Source organism: Sulfuracidifex tepidarius, assembly GCF_008326425.1.
GTDB lineage: Archaea > Thermoproteota > Thermoprotei_A > Sulfolobales > Sulfolobaceae > Sulfuracidifex > Sulfuracidifex tepidarius.
The window spans coordinates 1665376-1684665 of record NZ_AP018929.1 but is presented as its reverse complement, the minus strand read 5'-3'; the positions used below and the strand labels follow the sequence as shown (position 1 = coordinate 1684665).

Here is a 19290-nt window from a genome sequence, read left to right as displayed (position 1 = left end):
ACTACCTTAGACTATAATTGATTGTTTTTATTTTTTAATATAGACAGCATTGCAGGAAAATAGAAATTTCTAATAATAAAAGTATCTAATATTATAGCAACTATAAAAGCTATTCCTAATTGTTCCAAAAACCCTACTGGTATTAACGCTAAAACACCCAAAGATATAGCTAAAATTATTCCTAAAGAAGTCACTATCTTACCAGTCTTTGAAAACGCATTCGGGACGGCTTCTCTAACGTCCTTAGAGGACTCCTCTTCTACAATGGAGATAATGAAAGTACTATAGTCGCTCCCTAATGACATCAGTATAACAAATAATATTATAGGAATCAGATATATCAACTGTTGATGTAACAAGGTTGTTGAAATAAGATAAAGTAATACAGTCGACCAGCTAATACTTATTATAACACCTGAGATTGAAATTAAAGCATATTTAATAGATTTGAAAGATAACCCTATCACAGCAGCTGCAACAATGGTTATGAGAATTTCTAGAAGAGGATAATAGACTCCATTTACCCTCTGTTGATCTATTATAGTAGATGTTAATCCTCCTACTATTAAGTCCTTGTTTTGTCTTAGGTGTTGAACTAAATTTATAGCTTCAGAAGAATAAGGGGAATAGTTAGAATAAAGCACATAATAATAATTACCAATTTTAAATTCAGAAATATTATTATTAACGGTTGAGTTACCTTGTAAGAAAGGACCGAATCCGCCGGTCATTCCTTTCACGGTTAGAAGGTAACTAGATATATTATTTAGATTATTAGTATTATTAGTTATTATATATATTGGGAAAATATAATTAGAACCGAATTTAGACTCAAGGTAATTTAACCCTTGAACACTTGGTAAATTATTAGGCAGACCGGATTGAATATTATATGTAGTAGGTAGGTTTATAAAAAACAAAATGGAAGGAATTGCAAAAGCTAAGATAATTCCTATAACTAGAAACTTGTGTTTTACGGAAGCTATAGCTGTTCTATAGAAAAATGATTTTCTAATTGGTTTATTTTCTCTAATTTCTGAATTGGTTAAAATTTTCTTTCCTATTATAGAGATTATTGAGGGAACGAATGTAACTATAAACGTTACAGTAATTAAGACTGAAATTACTAAGACGACTCCCCAAGATAAGAAACCCGGAATTAATGAGAATGTTAACAAGCTGAGGCCTACGGTTAATCCGCTTATTAACACGGTTTTCCCAGCTCTCTTCGCAGTCTCTAGACTGGCTTCGTTATCTGATTTGCCTATCGAAAGTTCGTTCTTGTACCTGCTTAGTATAAATACTAAATAATCTGTAGTAATTCCTATTAATACTGCGGTTAAAGTGTAATTCACTACATAATCTACAGAACCTATTAACAGTCCTGCCATTACAATTGCTAAATATCCTATTAGCGTCGATATTGAGATGAAAAGTAATGATAGAATTGAGGCTCTATAGCTGTATAAGGTAATTCCTACGGCTATCGCTAGAACTACGAAAATCAAACCAAAAGCGAATCCGCTTTTAGATGTTACGCTTTGAGTATCATAAAGAATTGCTCCGTTACCCGTTATATAGAAGGAATTAAAATAATTTGAGGTTATTTTTTCTATTTGTGGGTAATCGTATTGGGAGACTGTTTCTCCATTAGCTAAGTAATAATTACTAGATACATTAAAAACTATAAATATAATAAAAGTAGAATTATCCTTACTTATGTACTTTTCCGAAATGAAAGATGGAGCGCCTTTAAGTCCGTTCTTTTCAACATACTGATATGCAAAAGTGTTATTATGGGTTTACGGCTGACAGAAAAGTTATATAATCTGAGAAAGGAGATTCTATTTTCGATACGTAAGGTAATTCTTCTACATTCTGTTGAAATTTTAGAATATTACTTGGTGATACATTATATGGGCTCTGTTTAACTATTAAAATTAAGGTATCATTACTTATAGGCGATAATATTTTATCAGCAATATAGCTCTCGCTGTTTTGAAGTGCAGGATTTTGCTGATTATAAGTTATGAATTTATTATAATTTAGTGCAGGGATTATCATCAAGAAAATGATTATAATCCAGACTATTACTATGAGCTTACGTCTCTTGATTATATTATTCCAAACCATGAGATTTAAAGTAATATTTATGATGAAAAGAGCTTTCTAGCCACTAGCTAGGAAAATTTTTATACCTCTAATTGAGTATTCGTGAATTACCATAACTTGGGCATATGGGTCGACTCTTCTAACTAGCTCAACTATCTTTTTACTTTCTTTGATATCACCAGAAAAACATACTTCCACACCATCACCGTAGGTATTATCAATGGTAATTATAGAACAAGGAACAGTGAAGTGTTTAATTTCGTAAAGTCTTCTACTAAATATTCCTAAAAGTATCGAGTCAGCTTTCATTAGATCGACTTCAGGGACGATTTTGATTGTTTCGTTCAATTCCAATAATATTCTTCTTATTTTTTCTGCCTTGTAATTCAACTTCAGTACTATCTCTCCTATTTCTGCTCTAGGATTTTCAGAAAGAATAGATAAAATTTTAGCTATATTTTTCTTCATTAATGTAAGTTTTTGAGTAGGAGCATACTTCATAATGGGACTTCCTAAATTCAGGGAAAAATCTTGAATTATTCGATCTATTTCAGATAGATTATCAGCCTCTATCCCGTAAACATCAAAGTTTTCTAAACATCTAAATTTAACGAATACCCTATCGTCTTCTATATCTCTCAGATTTGGAAATGCCACATATACGAAATATTTTCCATATGTATTTGGATTTATAAACAGCTTGAAACCCCTTATTACTCCCTCCTTAATCAATCGTCTGAATCTCTCGTTAATACTAGGTGAGGAAATGTTAAGTAATTTTGCTAATTTATTCTGAGAAATTCTCCCATCTTTAAGCAAATGGAAAATTATCTTTCTGTCAACGTCGTCCATAAATATAGCTTAGTGGAATCCTTTCTAAAAGTGCTCTAACCTTTGGAATTAGAAGGTAGGCAATTGCAATGTAATTAAAGAACTTCGTAATATTCTCTTCTGGCAATCTCTATATCTTTAATTGAAAAATCTAGATATAAGGGGTAAGATGAAATTAATAGTTTTACTCTGATCAACACCTCTGGGTTGATACTTTCAGCTCATTAAGTTGCAGAGTTTTATAGCAACCAATCCTTTTTCATGCTCTTTCCAAAACAATAGAAGAAAAGTCCACATCAAGCTTGATATTTAATACTTGCAATTTTTCCTGTTCCTCCTTAAGAGCGTCCTTAAGCTCTGAGTAACTAGACACTGTAATTGCCCCTAATCCTTTTTCTAATTTAGAGTCTAATTGATAAGATGTCTCTGACTTCATTATGAACGGAACATCGGATCTAGATGTGTCAATGTAGTTAGAACCCCCATCATTGAATATTAAAAGCTTGCCCTTAGATTTATCAATCCTGCTCTGAAGTAGCTCCAAGTTCTCAATTATCCCTTTAATATCGGTTATACCTATAGTTCTAGAATCGATCGAGCGCGCAACTCCACCTAGTGCCAGTCCTCTTTGAATCATAGACGTACTTGTAAACCAACTTTTTGTGTTTTCAATAGGTAGCCTAACCGAATCTATCGTAGTGGCACTTAAGTCAACAAATACCTTGGAGTAGTTCTTAAGCTGAGAGAGAAGTCTTATAACGTCAAACGGCCAGATGTCGGCGTGAGAATTTAGAATTATTCCCTTCCTATATACCGTAATTTCCTTTCGTATATCCCTATCTATTTTGTCCTTAACCTTGCTCTTCACTATATTAAGTACTTCCTTCACGAAAAGCCCCGTGTCTGCTACTATCGGGAGCTGAGGCATTACGGTTTTTCCTACATCCTCTCCATCAATGTTGTTGTGTGCTAAATTACCCTTAATCTTGAAGGTCCAACCCCCAGTTGATAACTGGTCTAACCTAGTACCCAGAGCAACAACTACATCTGCTTGCTCGAGTATTCTATTACCTTCTTGAGTTCCAACTAACCCTATCCCCTCCCCTGCATAAAGCTGATGAGAAGAAGGTATTACTCCCTTAGCTCTAAAGGTAGAAATTAGAGGAATATCAAGTAATTCTATTAGCTCTCTCAGGTCTTTCTCAGCATCACTGGCAACAACTCCGTAGCCTGCTATGATGACCGGTCTTGTAGCGTTTAGAAGCAACTCTGCGACCTTAGCTGCAGTAGTTTTGTCGGGAGTTCTCTTCTCTGGTTTCTGCCCAGCGGTAGACAATGGGTATGCTTTAAGTTTGAAAAGGTCCTCAGCAACCTCGATGTATGAAGGTCTATTTCTATTGCTTAGAGATTCCTTGTTAGCTTTTTCTATGTTAACTGTAATTTCCTCTATACTGATTATCTTATCTCTAAATTTTGTAATTGGAGCAAAAACGGCTGATAAATCGTCATTGGTCTTTAGCTCACCAATCCTAGCTCTCCCTGCGTCTCTATATGACCTCATAGATGATATTAACAAGAGAGGAACAGAGTCCATAAACGCTTGTGCAACGACATCTACTGCTTGTAAAAGGCCAGAACCGGGAATCTGTATGACTACACCAGTAGTGTTGTTCTCCCTAGCGAAAGAGTCTGCCATTAACACAGCCCCTCTTGCTGTAGGCGAACTCTCTACCTTGATTTCCTTAGATTTTAGAGCTTCGGCTATGAAGTTAGGTAAATCGAACGTTGAGAAAACTACCTTTATTCCAATTTCTCTGAGGACGCATGCTAGAGCCTCATGCCCGCTCATCTCACGCCCTAGCGTCTCCTCCTTTCTCTTAGGCTGACTCATCTTTTGTAGTATTATCATTCTATTAGATAAACCTTTAGAGCCGGGAGAGGGATTTGAACCCTCGATAAACGGGTGACCAACCACCCACTGCGGCCCTTAGCGCTAACGATGGGCTAGTGCCGCCTTACCGCTTGGCTATCCCGGCATACAATTTAAAATATAGAATAAAGGTTTTAAAACTGTTTCGTAGTTAGTATCCATGATCCAGCTAGCTCAAGTAGGAGATGTATTGAAGGAACTAAGTTCTCTTACAGACTTCGTTATAATAGGTGATACGGTACTCGATGTAACGCTTGGGCGTAAAAATGTCGAAAGCGATATAGATGTTTTCTTAACTTCTATAAGCGTCTTTACAGATGAAGATGTTATAGATGATTTTTCCCAGAGACATGGATGGGATTTAGGAAAGACACCTATAGATACACCCAGGTTTCTAGTTCCTATAGCTGACGATCAACTCCAAATAGACTTGTACGAGAACATTCAAGATTTCTTTGTACCTCCTATAGTGATAGAAAGTTCAACAGAGAAAAAAATAGGAGATTTTAGTGCAAAAATAATACTACTTGAAGATTATATTTTACTGAAGGCTAACGCATTCAGAGAAGAGGATGAGAGAGAATTGAAAGAGATAGTTAAGATGGTAGGTGAAAGAAAAATCGTGATAAATAAAGAGATATTACTTGAGCATGTAGAGCATTTCGAGGAAAATTCGAAAAGTATAAAGGAAAGGCTAAACAGCATAGGGATAAAGTTTTAACTCTTCTTTGTAGGTAAGTCCTTTTTCTTTAACCTAAGATTAGTACTGTGACATTTTCTACATTTTGTCGCTCTCACTGAATTTAAAGCTCCACACTCTCTACATACCTTCTTAATAAACACTCTTTTCTGAACTATTTGTAGCTTTTCCGGATCTGTAAGAGGCATTTATATTCCCTGCATAACTATATTAGCTCATATTCAAAAGTATTGCGGTAAACGGAGTGGATCAGAATGAAGATACCTCTAGATTATGTTTGCGTTAGAAGTGGTCTTTTCTGTGATAGATGTCAATCTCTTCTTGATGAAGGAAAAGTGAATGACTTTGATGTAGAAGTCATAAAGATGTTACTAGATCTGGAGGAGTCTCAGTTTAAAGAATTAAAAGATTCCGCTTATGATAAGGCCATTAAGTTGAATCATTTAGTAATTCTTTTAGTAAATAGCGGTCCATCAATGAACCAACAGAAATGGATAAAGGTGGCCAAGGTTCTACAAGATAAATTAAAGGTTAAAGTGCGAGTTTTGGAGAAAACTAATAGTATAAAGAACAGTGCTATGCAACTTCTCTCACCTGCAAGGGTATTAGGAGTGAACACTGTTTGGTTGCCTGATGGATCAGTGCAATACGTCATACGGGTATCAAGATCCGAGAGGAGAATGTTACCAGCCGAAGCAGGGATCTTAGAATCAGCACTTTCAAAAATCCATTCTACTGCTGTACGCATAAGGGTTGAATAAAAAAATGTATAGGACTCACTTTGTTTCAGAAATAGGACCCGAACTTGAAGGAAAGGAGGTTGAAATAGCTGGGTGGATTTTTAACGTTAGAGATTTAGGGGGAAAGAAATTTCTCTTAATAAGAGATAAGACTGGGCTAGGCCAAGCCGTTCTGGCAAAGGATTCTCCTTCTTTCTCATTAGCGAACGAACTTTCGCAGGAGTCCGTGGTAAAGGTTAAAGGGAAAGTAAAAGCCGACAAAAGGGCTCCTAGGGGTGCAGAGATACACGTAGAAGAGCTAGAATTAATAAGCAAAGCTAAATCTCCCTTACCGCTTGATGTGACAGGAAAGGTGAAAGCGGATCTAGATACAAGACTAAGGGAGAGGCTTCTTGATCTCAGAAGAGAAGAAATGAATGCAGTAATTAAAATCCAGTCAGTTGCAGTTAAAGCATTCAGAGAGACATTATATAAAAAAGGCTTCTATGAAATTTTCACGCCTAAGCTTATAGCTACTGGAACAGAAGGCGGAGCTCAATTATTCACAGTAATTTACTTTGGAAAGGAAGCTTTTCTAGCTCAGAGTCCGCAGTTATATAAAGAATTAATGGCTGGTGCAGTGGAGAGAGTTTTTGAGATAGCTCCCGCATGGAGGGCAGAAGATTCAGACACACCATACCACTTGTCGGAGTTTGTAAGCATGGATGTTGAGATGGCATTCTCAGATTATAATGAAGTTATGCATACTTTAGAAGACATAATCAGTAATATTCTAGAAAAAGTTAGAAGCGAGTGCGAAAATGAACTCAAGGCTTTAAATTACAGCTTACCAGAAGTGAGATTTCCGTTAAAGAGAATAACATACTCAGAGGCGTTAGAAATACTTAATGGAAAAGGTATAGATCTGAAATTCGGAGATGATATAGGAACACCTGAACTTAGAGTTCTAAACGAAGAACTCAAAGAAGACCTCTATTTCGTTACAGATTGGCCCACTTTAAGCAGACCTTTCTATACTAGAGCAAAGAATGAAAACAGCGATTTAAGCGAGAGCTTTGACCTCATATTCAGGTTCTTAGAAATAGTCTCAGGAAGTAGCAGAAACTATAGAAGAGAAGTCTTAGAGAACGCTCTCAAGGCTAGGGGACTAAATCCTTCCAGTTTTGAATTCTTCCTCAGATGGTTCGATTACGGAATGCCACCTCACGCTGGCTTCGGAATGGGTCTATCAAGACTAATGTTAATGCTAACGGGTCTTCAAAATGTTAAGGAAATAGTGCCTTTCCCTAGAGATAAAAAGAGGCTCGTACCTTAAATCCTTCTATGTAAACATCAACGGGTTTGTATGGCTTAGTTCCCTCAGGAAAATTGTGGCATATGAACCTCGGGGTAAGGAAAAGTTTATGATAAGTCTATTTTTTTCCTCACTGAATGACACGGATCTAACTTTCATGAATGCTTTTCTCTGGAGTTCTCTTACCTTCACCTTGAATACGCCTGTAAGCATTCCCCTATCTATTCCCTCTTCCTCGTAGAGTTCCTTGCACAAATCATCACAGCCACTGAAATAAATTGGCATTTTTATTACACATTCCTTGTCTTTTATTTCGCCCATAAGTCTAGATAGGTATCTGTTGAAAATGTATGCTTGAAAAGCGTCAATGTAGATATCTAATGGCAACGAAGATCTTTTTAGAGCTTCGTAATAGCTCCCCGTGATAACGTAATTTCTTAACAAGTTTCTTTCGTAGAAAGAGGAAGAAGGAAACGCTTCAAGGAATTCTCTTACTTTATCTCTTCTGCTTGAGTGAAAAACTGATCTTACTTTCCTTATCTTTTCGTTCTCAGCTAAAAACGGAAATCCTATAATCCACTTAAACGCCTTTTCCCACTCTCTTTTCAAGAGTAGTTTACCTATCACATGAGATATTGGCCTGCGAGTTCCGAAACGTTGATAACCGATGAAATTAGGCAAGTAGCCTTCTTTTGAAATCTCGAGAATTCTCTGTTTCATTTCCTGCAACTCGTCATTAGATTTAGTTTCCACCGTAATTGAGAAAAAATTTCCTGTGTGAGGAAGTTTTTCATTTGCAAACCCAACGAACTTCATGGTAAACGAACCGTCCTCTGCTTCGTAAAATTGAGGTATGTTAGAGAAAGACCGTGCGTCAGCGTAAATCAACTGTGACGACACTGCATTAGCGTCTTTTATTCCTATATAGCTGATTTTGGATCTAAAATTTAGGTTAATTTCCCTCATAACTGAAAAATGATCCCTTCCTTTTTTAGTCAGAAGAAAAACAGCATATTTGCCGTTTTCTAGGCCCTTCCACGATTCGCAGCTTTTATCATCTATTTCTTCAGTTACTTTGAAACCTTCTGGACGGGATATATTCATCTTGACTTCCGTCCAATCGAAGAAATATTTCTCCATACCTATTGCTAAATCGATTTCATTCGGCTTCAAAGTAATTTCAAATCACCAGTTATCTTATCTATTGACATATCTGGTGCAGGGCCTATCCCTCCACATGTTAGCGTACCCGGGGTTATCTGGGTTCTCCCTGCATCATGAATCATAGTAGTAGGAAGATTCTCCGCTTTAGCCTTGTTAATTCTCTCTATAAGCTCTCCCTCCGAGGCTACTTTCACTACGATTTTTGGCTGACCTTCCATAATCCATTGGTCAAGCCATTCTTTATATGTTGATTTATGATATGTCAATATGTCAATAACTAAAGACACTGCAGCGTGAGCCGCTTGGCTTGCTATCTTACCCTTACCCATTTGAAGATCCGTTCTTACCAAGATTACCATTTTCATGATAGAGCGATAGAGTAAACATAAATATGCTTAATATTAATTTACCTGAGGGCTGTAACACATGTCATCAATTAAGTTAAGCATTAGGGATGAAGTTGAACCTTTAGTATGTTCTAGTTGCGGGAAATTATTGCATCCCAAGGAAAGAGGTGTTGAGTTCACTTGTCCAAACTGTGGAGAAGTAACTATAATCAGAGATTATTTATGCAGAGAGCAAACTGTAGAGTACACTTGTCCTAAATGCGGTTTCAAAGGACCTTAAGGTGATAAAGATGACAGAACTCTTAGTAGTCTTAAAAGTATTTCCTGATGGAGACGAGGTAAGTTTAGATAATATCTATCAAAGCATAGCCTCGAAATTACCCGAGGGGTACAAGATCGTAAAGAAAGAAACTGAACCCATAGCTTATGGCCTGAACTCACTTGTTTTGTATATACAAATGCCAGAGCAGACCGAAGGAGGAACTGATTTCTTAGAAGATACTGCAAGCTCCGTTGAAGGAGTAAGCCACGCCGAAGTTGTTGGAATGACAAGACTAGGGTTCTAAATAAATCTTTTGATACACAAGTTCTTATTACCTTCGAAGCCATATATTTCTTTGGAGATCAAGTTTGAGCGCTAGCGAAGAGCAAAGGCCTCCCAGGAGGGAGCTAGTTCTTAAGGTTACAGAAGCTAGACAGAAAGACGTCGGCAGGGGAAAAGTAAGAATAGATATTGAGCTACTTGCACAAATCGATGTACAGCCCGGTGACGTAGTCGAGATAGAAGGAACAAGGAAGACAGCTGCAATAGCGTGGCATTTGAGCCAGGACGATATGATAGGGGAAAGGGATATAATCAGGATGGATGGAATAACTAGGAAGAACTCAGGCGTTTCCATAGGAGACAAGGTAATAGTCAGAAAGGCAGTAGTCAAACAAGCGTCTATGGTTAAATTAGCCCCATCCAATTTCTCCATTAGTGTTGACCCAGGTTTCGTAAGTTATGTAAAGAAGAGGCTGAAGGAATTTCCTTTGGTGGAAGGTGATACTGTACTCATACCCGTCTTAGGGCAAGCCATCCCATTCACCGTTGTACAAGTCAAACCTGCAGGAATAGTCATTGTAAATGATGAAACGATAATTAACATATCCGATAAACCAGTTGAACAAACTAAGTATCCTCGTGTGACATACGAGGATATAGGAGGTTTAAGGGAAATAATTGAGAAAGTAAGGGAACTCGTGGAGTTGCCTTTAAGGCATCCGGAGCTCTTCAAGAGACTAGGAATAGAACCACCTAAAGGCATTCTGCTCTACGGTCCACCAGGAGTAGGTAAGACGTTACTGGCTAAGGCTATAGCGAATGAAACTGACGCTTACTTTACCTCCATAAACGGGCCTGAAATAATGAGCAAGTTCTACGGAGAAAGCGAACAAAGACTGAGGGAAATATTTGAGGACGCAAAGAAACACGCGCCTGCAATAATATTTGTAGATGAAATAGATGCAATAGCACCTAAAAGGGATGAAGTGATAGGCGAAGTAGAAAGAAGGGTTGTAGCACAGCTCCTGACACTCATGGACGGTCTAGAGAATAGGGGTAACGTAATAGTAATAGCTGCTACTAACAGACCCAACGCGGTGGATCCAGCACTAAGGAGGCCTGGTAGATTTGATCGTGAAATTGAAATACCTCTCCCAGACAAGCAGGGAAGGATGGAGATCTTCCAGATACATACCAGAAACATGCCTCTATCTGACGACGTAAGCTTGGAGAAACTCAGCGATATGACTCACGGTTACACTGGTGCGGATCTGGCATCATTAGTGAGGGAAGCTGCAATGTACGCTCTGAGGAGATATCTCCCTAAGATCGACCTAAACCAGGACAAGATACCTGCTGAAGTACTTGACTCTATGAGAGTCACAATGGACGACTTCATGAAGGCCTTCAAAGAAATAGTTCCGAGTGGGCTTAGAGAAATTTACATAGAAATCCCTGAAGTAAAGTGGACGGACGTAGGAGGACACGAGGAGCTCAAGGATGAGTTAAGGGAAGTAGTAGAATACCCTCTGAAATACCCTGAAGTATATGAGAAGGCAGGAATAGATCCAGCTAAGGGTATACTTCTCTTCGGACCTCCAGGAACCGGTAAAACCATGCTAGCAAAAGCAGTAGCAACGGAGAGTGGTGCTAATTTCATAGCTGTTAGAGGTCCTGAGGTACTTTCAAAATGGGTAGGTGAAAGCGAGAAAGCAATCAGAGAAATATTTAGAAAAGCTAGAATGTACGCTCCTGCAGTTATCTTCTTCGATGAAATCGACGCGCTAGCACCAATGAGAGGAGCGTCCTACGATAGCGGAGTAACGGAAAGATTAGTAAACCAATTATTGGCGGAGATGGATGGAGTAGAAAAACTGGAAAACGTGATTATAATAGCTGCTACCAATAGACCAGACATACTTGACCCAGCACTATTGAGGCCCGGTAGATTTGAAAAATTGCTATACGTACCTCCTCCAGATGTCAGCTCAAGGAAAGATATCCTAAGAGTTCATAGCAGAGGTATACCTTTAAGCCCTGATACTGACCTAGATGAAATAGCTAATAGAACTGATGGATATACGGGAGCAGATATAGCTGCGCTAGTAAGAGAGGCCGCAATGAGGGCTGTAAGAGAGTCAATGAGAGTATGCATCGATACTGCAACAGAGAAGTGCGGACAGAACCAGGATTGCAAAGATAAGGAAGTAAGAGAGTGTATGAAGAACAAAGTAGAGGTCAGACCAAAGCACTTCGGAGAGGCAATGTCAAAGATAAAGCCTTCCGTAACACAGGATATGATACAATTCTACCAAAACTGGCTAGAGAAAGCCAGACAACAATTACCCAAGGCGATAGTAAAGCCGAGTACTTTCACGTGATAGCATGTGGAGGGAAGTACCTATATCTTATGTAATTATGGAAAAAGTAAGGAAACTCAATGCCCCAATAGTTGAGGATGATTTATACAAGGAAGTTCAAAAAAGCGTGAAATATGAAGTATCACATAAAGATTTTTTAAAGGCCTTAATGGCCCTCGAAATGAGAGGAATTATTTCAGTTTCTCTCATAAAAGAAGATACCAGAATGATAACTTATTTAGGTGATTATGAATCGGAGTAGATCTTTCAGACATAGTAGAGGATATAGCTAGAGATATATCCTTTAATGAATTGAAGGGAAAAAAGATAGCTATAGATGCATATAATGCAATATATCAGTTTCTTGCAGCTATAAGGCAAACAGATGGGACTCCATTGATGGACAGTAAAGGTAGACCTACTAGCCACCTTAGCGGAATATTTTATAGAACAATAAATATAGTAGAGTCAGGTATTATTCCAGTATATGTATTTGACGGAAAACCGCCAGAAGAAAAATCTGCTGAGTTACGCCGTAGAATAGAAATTAAAGAGAAAGCTATGGAAAAATATGAACAAGCAAGGAAAGAGGGAGAGATCAGGTCAATGAAGAAATATGCCCAAATGTCTTCTAGACTTACAAATGCCGTCGCTGAAGAAAGTAAAGAGTTACTCCAAGCTATGGGGATACCAGTATTACAGGCTCCCTCTGAAGGTGAAGCGGAGGCGGCATACTTAACTCATAAAGGTTACACGTGGGCATCCGCAAGCCAAGACTATGACTCATTGCTTTTCGGCGCTGACAGATTGGTAAGGAATCTGACCCTATCAGGAAAAAGAAAGCTTCCTAACAAAGACGTTTACGTTGATATTTCGCCTCAATTTATAGATTTCGTGACCTTAGCCAAAAAATTGGAACTATCTAGAGAACAACTAATAGACATAGGAATTTTGGTAGGAACTGACTACAACCCAGAAGGGGTAAAAGGGATAGGAGCTAAGACAGCTCTAAAAATTATAAAGAAATATGGCAGCATCGAAAATGCAATAGGGAAAGATTTAGATGAGAAAGATATAGACTTTGATTATAAGCATATTAGAAAGCTTTTTCTAGATCCTAAAGTGAGCGAACCTAACTCTACAATAGAAATGGAGAACCCTAATGAAGATCGTATAAGGGAAATCCTGGTTAACGAACACGACTTTAATGAAGATAGAGTAGCTAATGGTATAGCCAGGCTTCATAAGGGAATGAAGATAAGCAAAAACATGGAAAGGCAGACTGGACTCGACAAGTGGTTCTAACCTAGTATTTAAAGACGGAGAAACGTAAGTTCTTATATGAGTTATTTCTTTCCCATCTTCCTGCGTACTAGCAATATTAAAGTAGCCATAATTGGAGGAGGTACAGTGGGAACTATTAGAGCGAAAGAGATGGCTAAAGCTGGATTTCCAGTTAAAGTAATTAGTGAAAATTTTTCAGAAGAGTTAATAAGAGAGAGTCAAAATAATAATAATCTGTCATTAGTGAAAATGAAAGTAACGCTGGAAAACCTTCCAAATGTGATAAGGGACTCTTTAATTATAATATCTGCTACAAGCGATCATGACTTAAACCGAGAAGTTTGCAAAATTAGTAGATTCCTGGGAAAGCTGTGCAACAACCCTTCTGATAGGGAATCATCAGACTTCATAGTTCCCATATCGTCCGTTAACGATAACTTTGGTATCGCGATTACTACATTTGGAAATTCTAGTTTAGTATCAAAAGAATTATTAAAAAAAGTAATAGAAATTGCTGATTCACGTGAAATGGTAAACCTCTTGAAGTCTATGACCTACGTTAAATCTTTCTTGAAGGAAAACGTAAAAGACCCGAAAGTAAGGTATAATCTATACCATGTCATTTTCAACGATGAGTCTTTCAGGAACCTTGCAAAAACAGATGATATCACAAGGTCACTTGAACGAGCTAAAGAATTAATAGGTGAGGGGCATGCTCGACAAGAAGAAAATAGAGGATCAATTGAATGATAATTTCTCAGCTTTAATTTTCACTTATAAAAATGTAGGAATAAAATACTTACATAACTATTATCTAAATGAATGTGAAATTAAAAAAATACATGAGCTAGTTAAAGGAGGATTCTTCGTACTTCAAACTTGTAATAGAGTTGAGATTTACATACACAGCGAAAACGCGAAACATGTAGCAGAGTCCCTTCTAGAACATATTTATTCGATACATAACGGTAAACTTGAGAGACATGAAAGCATTATAAAAAATGGTCTAGAGACAATTAAACATTTGTTTTACGTTGCAAGTGGCGTTGACTCCATAGCAGTCGGCGAATACGAAATTCTCAATCAAATAAAGAACGCTATGTTAGAGTCTAAAAAAATGGGGATCATGGATAAAGAGATAGAAAGGTTAATTGAAAGAGCTTTGAGGGTAGGTCGTAACGCTAGGAGTAGAACAAACATCTCGAAAGGAAAGGTGGGAATATATTCCCTTACTTTAGATAAAATTAAAAGTGTTATAAATGATCTTGAAAAAGCTAGCGTTCTAGTGATAGGAGCAGGAGAGATAGGCTCCAAGATGTCTGAGCTTCTCTACAAGGAAGGCATAAAAAACGTTACCATAATGAATAGGACACTAAGCAAGGCGGAAGAATTAGGTAAGAAATATGGCTATAACTCTATGAGTTTAGATTTCTCAAGGGTCTCTGACTTTGACGTGGTCATTTCAGCGGTTTCAGGCATAAGAAACCAAATTAAATTGGAGGGCGATAGACCTTTAATTCTAGTAGACTTGTCTGTTCCCTCTTTGTTTTATGGGAAAAACGTACTCACGCTCACCGACCTTCAGGATTATTCAATGCTTAATATGGCAAATAGATTAGAGGAGTTACCTAAGATAGACGAAATAGTCGAAGAGGGAGTTCAAGAATTCATGATAGACCATATAAAAGAGCAACAAAATGAAATAATTTCTAGAATCTTAGGTAATGTAGAAAGAGTAAGAGAAACAGAAGTAAAAAAGGCTAAGAGGGAACTGGAGAAGAGAAACATCAATGTAGATAAGGACATTGACGAAGTGCTTGACGTGATGTCTAAATCGATTATAAACAAGGGTTTAGAGCCCTTAATAAAAAACATAAAGGTAATGGTGGAAAACGACGAAAGAAGATACATTAACTTTCTAATCGATGTATTTAACTATGGTCACATTCCCGACGATAAGACCGAGGAGATTAAGAGAAAAGAAACTCCTGAGAGATCTGACGGCTGAAAGTTATATCAGGAAGGATTCACTTGTACTTCCAGTTTTCATAAAAGAGGATATCTCTTCCCCAGAGGAAATCCCATCTATGCCAGACGTTTATAGATATCCAATTAATGATAAACTGATAAAATTTATTGAATTATCTATTGAAAATGGCATAAATAAATTTATTCTTTTTGGTATACCTAAATACAAAGATGACATAGCGAGCTCAGCTATGGACTCTAACGGAGTAATTCAAAGGTCTACAAAAATAATCAAGGAAACCTTCGGAGATAAGGTGTTAGTCATCACCGATGAATGCACGGATGAGTATACTTCCCATGGACATTGCGGAATTGTAAGGGTTAACGGAAGTTCTTATAAAGTGGATAATGACGAGAGCATTAAGTTACATGCTAAAATAGCGTTAAGCCAAGCTAAAGCTGGTGCAGATGTTATAGCTCCTTCTAGTATGATGGATGGTGTGGTTGGCGAGATAAGAAGAACCTTAGATGAAAATGGTTATGAGGATATACCGATAATGGCTTATAGTTCTAAGTACGCTTCTAGCTTCTATGGTCCTTTCAGGGACGCAGCTTATTCCAAACCTGCATTTGGAGATAGAAGGGGATACCAAATGGATCCTCGTAACAAAGAGGAGGCATTGAGGGAGGTTTATTTAGACATAGAAGAAGGAGCTGACATTGTTATGGTAAAACCTGCGCATACGTACTTAGACGTTATATCAGAAGTGAAAAGAAATTTTCCTTCTTACACGTTAGCTGCATATCATGTAAGCGGCGAGTATAGCATGATTAAGGCTGCATCGATAAACGGATGGATAGATGAAAAAAGGTCTGTACTAGAAGTTACTACATCTATCTTTAGGGCTGGAGCTGACATAGTTATTACATACTATGCAAATAAAATAATGCAATGGTTGAAAGAAGGTGATGTGTTTTGAGTTACGAACTGTGGAAGGAAGCGCTTTCTTTATTCGCTGGAGGAGTAAATAGCCCAGTTAGAGCTTTGGTCAGACCATCTCCTTTCTTTACAGCGAAGGGAGAAGGGCCATTTTTAATTACAGAGGATGGCAAGAAGATAATAGATTATGTTCTAGGTTACGGTCCTCTAATTCTGGGACATTCGCCTGAGCGTGTAAAACAGAAAATAAAAGAGCAAGTGGACAAAGGATGGCTCTATGGTACACCTTCGAGAATAGAGGTAGAACTTGCAAAGAAGATCATAAATCACATACCTTCAGCACAGAAAGTTAGGTTCGTTAACAGCGGGACCGAAGCTACTATGAACGCTATAAGGCTAGCACGGGGTTTCACCGGCAGAACGAAGATTCTGAAATTTAACGGAAACTACCATGGTGCTCACGACTATGCTCTAATAGAGGCGGGAAGTGCGGTATCAGAATATGGCATAACAATTTCCAAAGGTGTACCGGAAGAAGTAGTTAGAACTGTAACTGTTTGTGAATATAATGATTTAGAATGTGTGGAAAGGAGACTTAAAAGTGAAAATATTGCCGCAGTGATACTAGAGCCAGTTATGGGAAATTACGGAGTAATTCCGCCTGAGGATGGATTTTTAAGAGGAGTAAAGGAACTCACTTCGACATACGGCTCTTTACTTATTTTCGATGAAGTAATTACGGGATTTAGACTGGATATAGGAGGAGCTCAGTCACTATTTAAGGTAGTCCCAGACCTAACTACATTAGGTAAGATAATAGGTGGTGGATTACCTATTGGAGCTATAACAGGAAAGAGGGAAATCATGGAAAGCATAACCCCTGCAGGGAGTGTATTTAATGCAGGTACGTTCAACGCAAATCCGCTTTCTATGACAGCAGGAATCGCAACTATAGAAGAACTTGAAAACAAAAACCCATATACGGAGATAAATAGAGCCGCAGAAGTCCTTGCGGACGAGATAGATCAAATGATAAAGACAGAGCACGTAACTCACAGAATAGGAAGTATGTTCCAGTTCTTTCTAGGTGTTAAAGATGTAAAGAACGCCTCTGATGCAAAAATCACAAACAGAGCGTTATATCTTAAGATCCATGAAATGTTGTTAAAAGAAGGAGTCTTCATACCTCCAAGCCAATTAGAGACCATTTTCACTTCCACATCGCATAACGATGAGGTTATTAATATTACTATAGATAAATTTAAGAAAGTATTAGGAGAATTAGCATGATTAGAGTTGCAGCCAGAGGAAGCAAACTGAGTAGAGCCCAGGCCAATTTAGTGATAGATTACCTTAAGGGAATAGGATATGAGGTAGAGTTTCTCGAAGTTAAGACGAGAGGAGATGTATTTAGTACACAAAAAGTAGCAGAACTGGGGAAGGGCGTATTTGAGAAGGAAGTGAACCAGAAAGTCTTAGAAGGAGAGGCAGACCTTGCCGTTCACAGCATGAAAGATATGGAAAGCGATTTAGACAATAGACTTGAAATAGTTGCAACTCTACCACGAGAATCCCCTTTAGACGTTATAGTGAGCCCAAGGAACGTCTCCGTATATGAAATGGAGAGAGAGACATTAGGAACAAGCAGTCAACGCAGACGTAACTTTGTCAACTTCGTCAACCCTTTAATAACTGTGAAAGAGTTGAGGGGGAACCTGGACACGAGGATTTTAAGGTTACAGCAAGGGAATTTTGATGCTATAATTGTAGCAGAGGCTGGAATAAGAAGGCTTAAGTTAGACGTTAAGTATAAGGAAATAGACCCTTACGATCTTACCCCTGCTCCTAATCAAGGAATAATTGCTGTGGTTGCCAGACGCGATAACGACAAAATTAAAACTATAATCAGAAATCTTTCTTCCGAAGAAAGTTATAACGAAGCTTTAGCTGAAAGAGAAGCTTCCAAGGCTTTAGGCGCGGGCTGCAATTCTTCCCTTGGAATACTTTTCAACCAAGACGGAAATAGACTTGAAGGTATTGGTACGATCTATACACCTAAGATTAAATTAAGCGTTGCAATGAGTACAAGCAAAGAACCTAAAGATGCAGGTGAGCTTCTTGCAAGGAGACTTAGAGAGGAAGCGAAAAAAACTGGTATTAGCATTCAGGCCTGACGATAAAACCATTCCTCCTATAAATGGATATGAAATAATTAATATCTCTGTTGAAAGGACTTACTGCAATGAAATTAATAATATTAATATAACTGGTTATGAAGCTATAGCTTTCATGAGTGAGAGAGCCACAGTTTGTTTTAATTTTGAAATACCAGCATCAATGAAAGTTTATGCTGTAGGACCGGAAACTGCGTCAATACTCAAAAGAAAAGGAGTTGAACCTACAATTCCAAGGACTTTCGATAGCCGTTCCTTAGCAGAAAAAGTGCTAGAGGATGGTGTAAAATCTCTCATCGTAGTTAGGAGCGATAAAGGAAATGAATATCTTAGAAATTATCTATCATCTAAAATAATTTATAAAGAAATCTATTCATATACTGTAAGAGTGGACGATGAAAATTTAGAAAAGGCTAAAAAACAGCTTGAAGAGTGCGTTCCAGATATAATAGTTTTGACAAGTGCGGGGATAACCAAACTTGTTTCGAAATACATTTCTCCTGATTGCAACTATTCTGTGATCAGCATAGGCCCTTTCACTACGGAGGCTTTGAGGAAAGAGGTAAAAATAATTGAGAGTAAAGAGCATAGTATAGAAGGAATAATGAAACTTCTTGAAAACATGAGGTAATGCAAAAATGAGTGAAATTATTAAAGACCTAACAGGAAAAGCTCTCTCTAAATTAGGTTATACTAATGTAAATAATTTAGATATAAAATATTATCAAGAATTTAAAGATAGATACGATGTTTTTGGCCAATTCAGAAACGAGAGAGGATACTTCGAATTTGCGATAAGCTTTGATAAAAAAGTCAACATCAAAAGGTCACACGTCAATATGATATCTCCTTCTGGAGTTAGGGAAGACATAGAGAAGAAAGTCTACGACAAATAGGTGCGC

21 protein-coding genes and 1 tRNA gene are annotated in these 19290 nt (G+C 37.7%); 15 read left to right on the top strand and 7 right to left on the bottom strand.

All coding sequences use genetic code 11. The annotated features are described in order from the left end of the window. Nucleotides 1-11: 11 nt before the first annotated feature. The 4 genes from IC007_RS08690 to IC007_RS08675 all read right to left on the bottom strand — a co-directional run bounded on the left by IC007_RS08690 (nt 12) and on the right by IC007_RS08675 (nt 4979). On the bottom strand, nt 12-1607 hold the full coding sequence (locus IC007_RS08690; RefSeq protein WP_370685806.1) for an MMPL family transporter: 1596 nt from the start codon (nt 1605-1607) through the stop codon (nt 12-14). 562 nt (nt 1608-2169) lie between these two features. Then, nucleotides 2170-2964 (bottom strand): Lrp/AsnC family transcriptional regulator, encoded by a 795-nt coding sequence (locus IC007_RS08685; RefSeq protein WP_054844840.1) that lies wholly within the window; start codon nt 2962-2964, stop codon nt 2170-2172. 238 nt (nt 2965-3202) lie between these two features. Beyond that, nucleotides 3203-4834: a thiamine pyrophosphate-binding protein gene (locus tag IC007_RS08680; RefSeq protein ID WP_054845176.1), complete on the bottom strand. Its 1632-nt coding sequence runs from the start codon at nt 4832-4834 to the stop codon at nt 3203-3205. A gap of 38 nt (nt 4835-4872) precedes the next feature. After that, nucleotides 4873-4979 (bottom strand) — tRNA-Cys (locus IC007_RS08675). Between the two features lie 54 nt (nt 4980-5033). On the opposite strand from IC007_RS08675, the gene IC007_RS08670 reads away from it, so the two are divergent. After that, nucleotides 5034-5594, top strand: a complete 561-nt coding sequence (locus IC007_RS08670; protein ID WP_054844841.1) for a nucleotidyltransferase — start codon at nt 5034-5036, stop codon at nt 5592-5594. Here the strand turns inward: IC007_RS08670 and IC007_RS08665 are convergent. After that, the gene (locus IC007_RS08665; protein WP_084739538.1) at nt 5591-5761 is read right to left on the bottom strand and encodes a 50S ribosomal protein L40e; all 171 of its coding nucleotides are present in this window, start codon (nt 5759-5761) and stop codon (nt 5591-5593) included. The genes IC007_RS08670 and IC007_RS08665 overlap by 4 nt on opposite strands. 60 nt (nt 5762-5821) lie before the next feature. Between IC007_RS08665 and IC007_RS08660 the strand changes: the two genes are divergently transcribed. Both IC007_RS08660 and aspS read left to right on the top strand, forming a co-directional pair. Further along, complete coding sequence (locus IC007_RS08660; protein ID WP_173569897.1) at nt 5822-6334, top strand: transcription elongation factor NusA; 513 nt, start codon at nt 5822-5824, stop codon at nt 6332-6334. A 4-nt stretch (nt 6335-6338) separates the two neighbouring features. Further along, a complete protein-coding gene (gene aspS / locus IC007_RS08655; protein ID WP_149528622.1) occupies nt 6339-7628 on the top strand; it encodes an aspartate--tRNA(Asn) ligase in 1290 nt (429 codons plus the stop codon). 6 nt (nt 7629-7634) lie between these two features. Here aspS and truD read toward each other — a convergent pair whose 3' ends face one another. Continuing rightward, complete coding sequence (gene truD / locus IC007_RS08650) at nt 7635-8780, bottom strand: tRNA pseudouridine(13) synthase TruD (protein ID WP_054844843.1); 1146 nt, start codon at nt 8778-8780, stop codon at nt 7635-7637. Continuing rightward, on the bottom strand, nt 8777-9139 hold the full coding sequence (gene pth2 / locus IC007_RS08645) for a peptidyl-tRNA hydrolase Pth2 (protein ID WP_054844844.1): 363 nt from the start codon (nt 9137-9139) through the stop codon (nt 8777-8779). Before pth2 ends, truD begins: the two co-directional genes overlap by 4 nt. 58 nt (nt 9140-9197) lie before the next feature. On the opposite strand from pth2, the gene IC007_RS08640 reads away from it, so the two are divergent. The 12 genes from IC007_RS08640 to IC007_RS08585 all read left to right on the top strand — a co-directional run bounded on the left by IC007_RS08640 (nt 9198) and on the right by IC007_RS08585 (nt 19284). Then, nucleotides 9198-9398, top strand: coding sequence for a zinc finger domain-containing protein (locus tag IC007_RS08640; protein WP_084739542.1), 201 nt, complete (start codon nt 9198-9200; stop codon nt 9396-9398). 10 nt (nt 9399-9408) lie between these two features. Next, nucleotides 9409-9684, top strand: a complete 276-nt coding sequence (locus IC007_RS08635) for an elongation factor 1-beta (protein ID WP_054845177.1) — start codon at nt 9409-9411, stop codon at nt 9682-9684. 64 nt (nt 9685-9748) lie between these two features. Further along, nucleotides 9749-12043 carry a CDC48 family AAA ATPase gene (locus IC007_RS08630; RefSeq protein ID WP_149528621.1) on the top strand — a complete coding sequence of 765 codons (2295 nt, stop codon included), beginning with the start codon at nt 9749-9751 and terminating at the stop codon, nt 12041-12043. Nucleotides 12044-12047: 4 nt separating this feature from the next. Continuing rightward, entirely contained in the window at nt 12048-12284 is a 237-nt protein-coding gene (locus tag IC007_RS08625; protein WP_054844846.1) for a hypothetical protein, read from the top strand. Then, nucleotides 12275-13327 carry a flap endonuclease-1 gene (gene fen / locus IC007_RS08620; protein ID WP_084739544.1) on the top strand — a complete coding sequence of 351 codons (1053 nt, stop codon included), beginning with the start codon at nt 12275-12277 and terminating at the stop codon, nt 13325-13327. The genes IC007_RS08625 and fen overlap by 10 nt, the downstream gene beginning before the upstream one ends. A 36-nt stretch (nt 13328-13363) precedes the next feature. Beyond that, complete coding sequence (locus IC007_RS08615) at nt 13364-14056, top strand: precorrin-2 dehydrogenase/sirohydrochlorin ferrochelatase family protein (RefSeq protein ID WP_054844847.1); 693 nt, start codon at nt 13364-13366, stop codon at nt 14054-14056. Next, nucleotides 14019-15314 (top strand): glutamyl-tRNA reductase, encoded by a 1296-nt coding sequence (locus tag IC007_RS08610; RefSeq protein ID WP_149528620.1) that lies wholly within the window; start codon nt 14019-14021, stop codon nt 15312-15314. The genes IC007_RS08615 and IC007_RS08610 overlap by 38 nt, the downstream gene beginning before the upstream one ends. Next, nucleotides 15244-16254 (top strand): porphobilinogen synthase, encoded by a 1011-nt coding sequence (hemB, locus tag IC007_RS08605; protein ID WP_149528619.1) that lies wholly within the window; start codon nt 15244-15246, stop codon nt 16252-16254. The genes IC007_RS08610 and hemB overlap by 71 nt, the downstream gene beginning before the upstream one ends. Beyond that, entirely contained in the window at nt 16251-17504 is a 1254-nt protein-coding gene (gene hemL / locus IC007_RS08600; RefSeq protein WP_149528618.1) for a glutamate-1-semialdehyde 2,1-aminomutase, read from the top strand. Before hemB ends, hemL begins: the two co-directional genes overlap by 4 nt. Next, nucleotides 17501-18388 (top strand): hydroxymethylbilane synthase, encoded by an 888-nt coding sequence (hemC, locus tag IC007_RS08595; RefSeq protein ID WP_054844850.1) that lies wholly within the window; start codon nt 17501-17503, stop codon nt 18386-18388. The genes hemL and hemC overlap by 4 nt, the downstream gene beginning before the upstream one ends. Further along, entirely contained in the window at nt 18333-19019 is a 687-nt protein-coding gene (locus tag IC007_RS08590) for a uroporphyrinogen-III synthase (protein ID WP_162204956.1), read from the top strand. Before hemC ends, IC007_RS08590 begins: the two co-directional genes overlap by 56 nt. Before the next feature lie 7 nt (nt 19020-19026). Beyond that, nucleotides 19027-19284 carry a hypothetical protein gene (locus IC007_RS08585; RefSeq protein WP_149528617.1) on the top strand — a complete coding sequence of 86 codons (258 nt, stop codon included), beginning with the start codon at nt 19027-19029 and terminating at the stop codon, nt 19282-19284. The last annotated feature ends 6 nt before the right edge of the window (nt 19285-19290 follow it).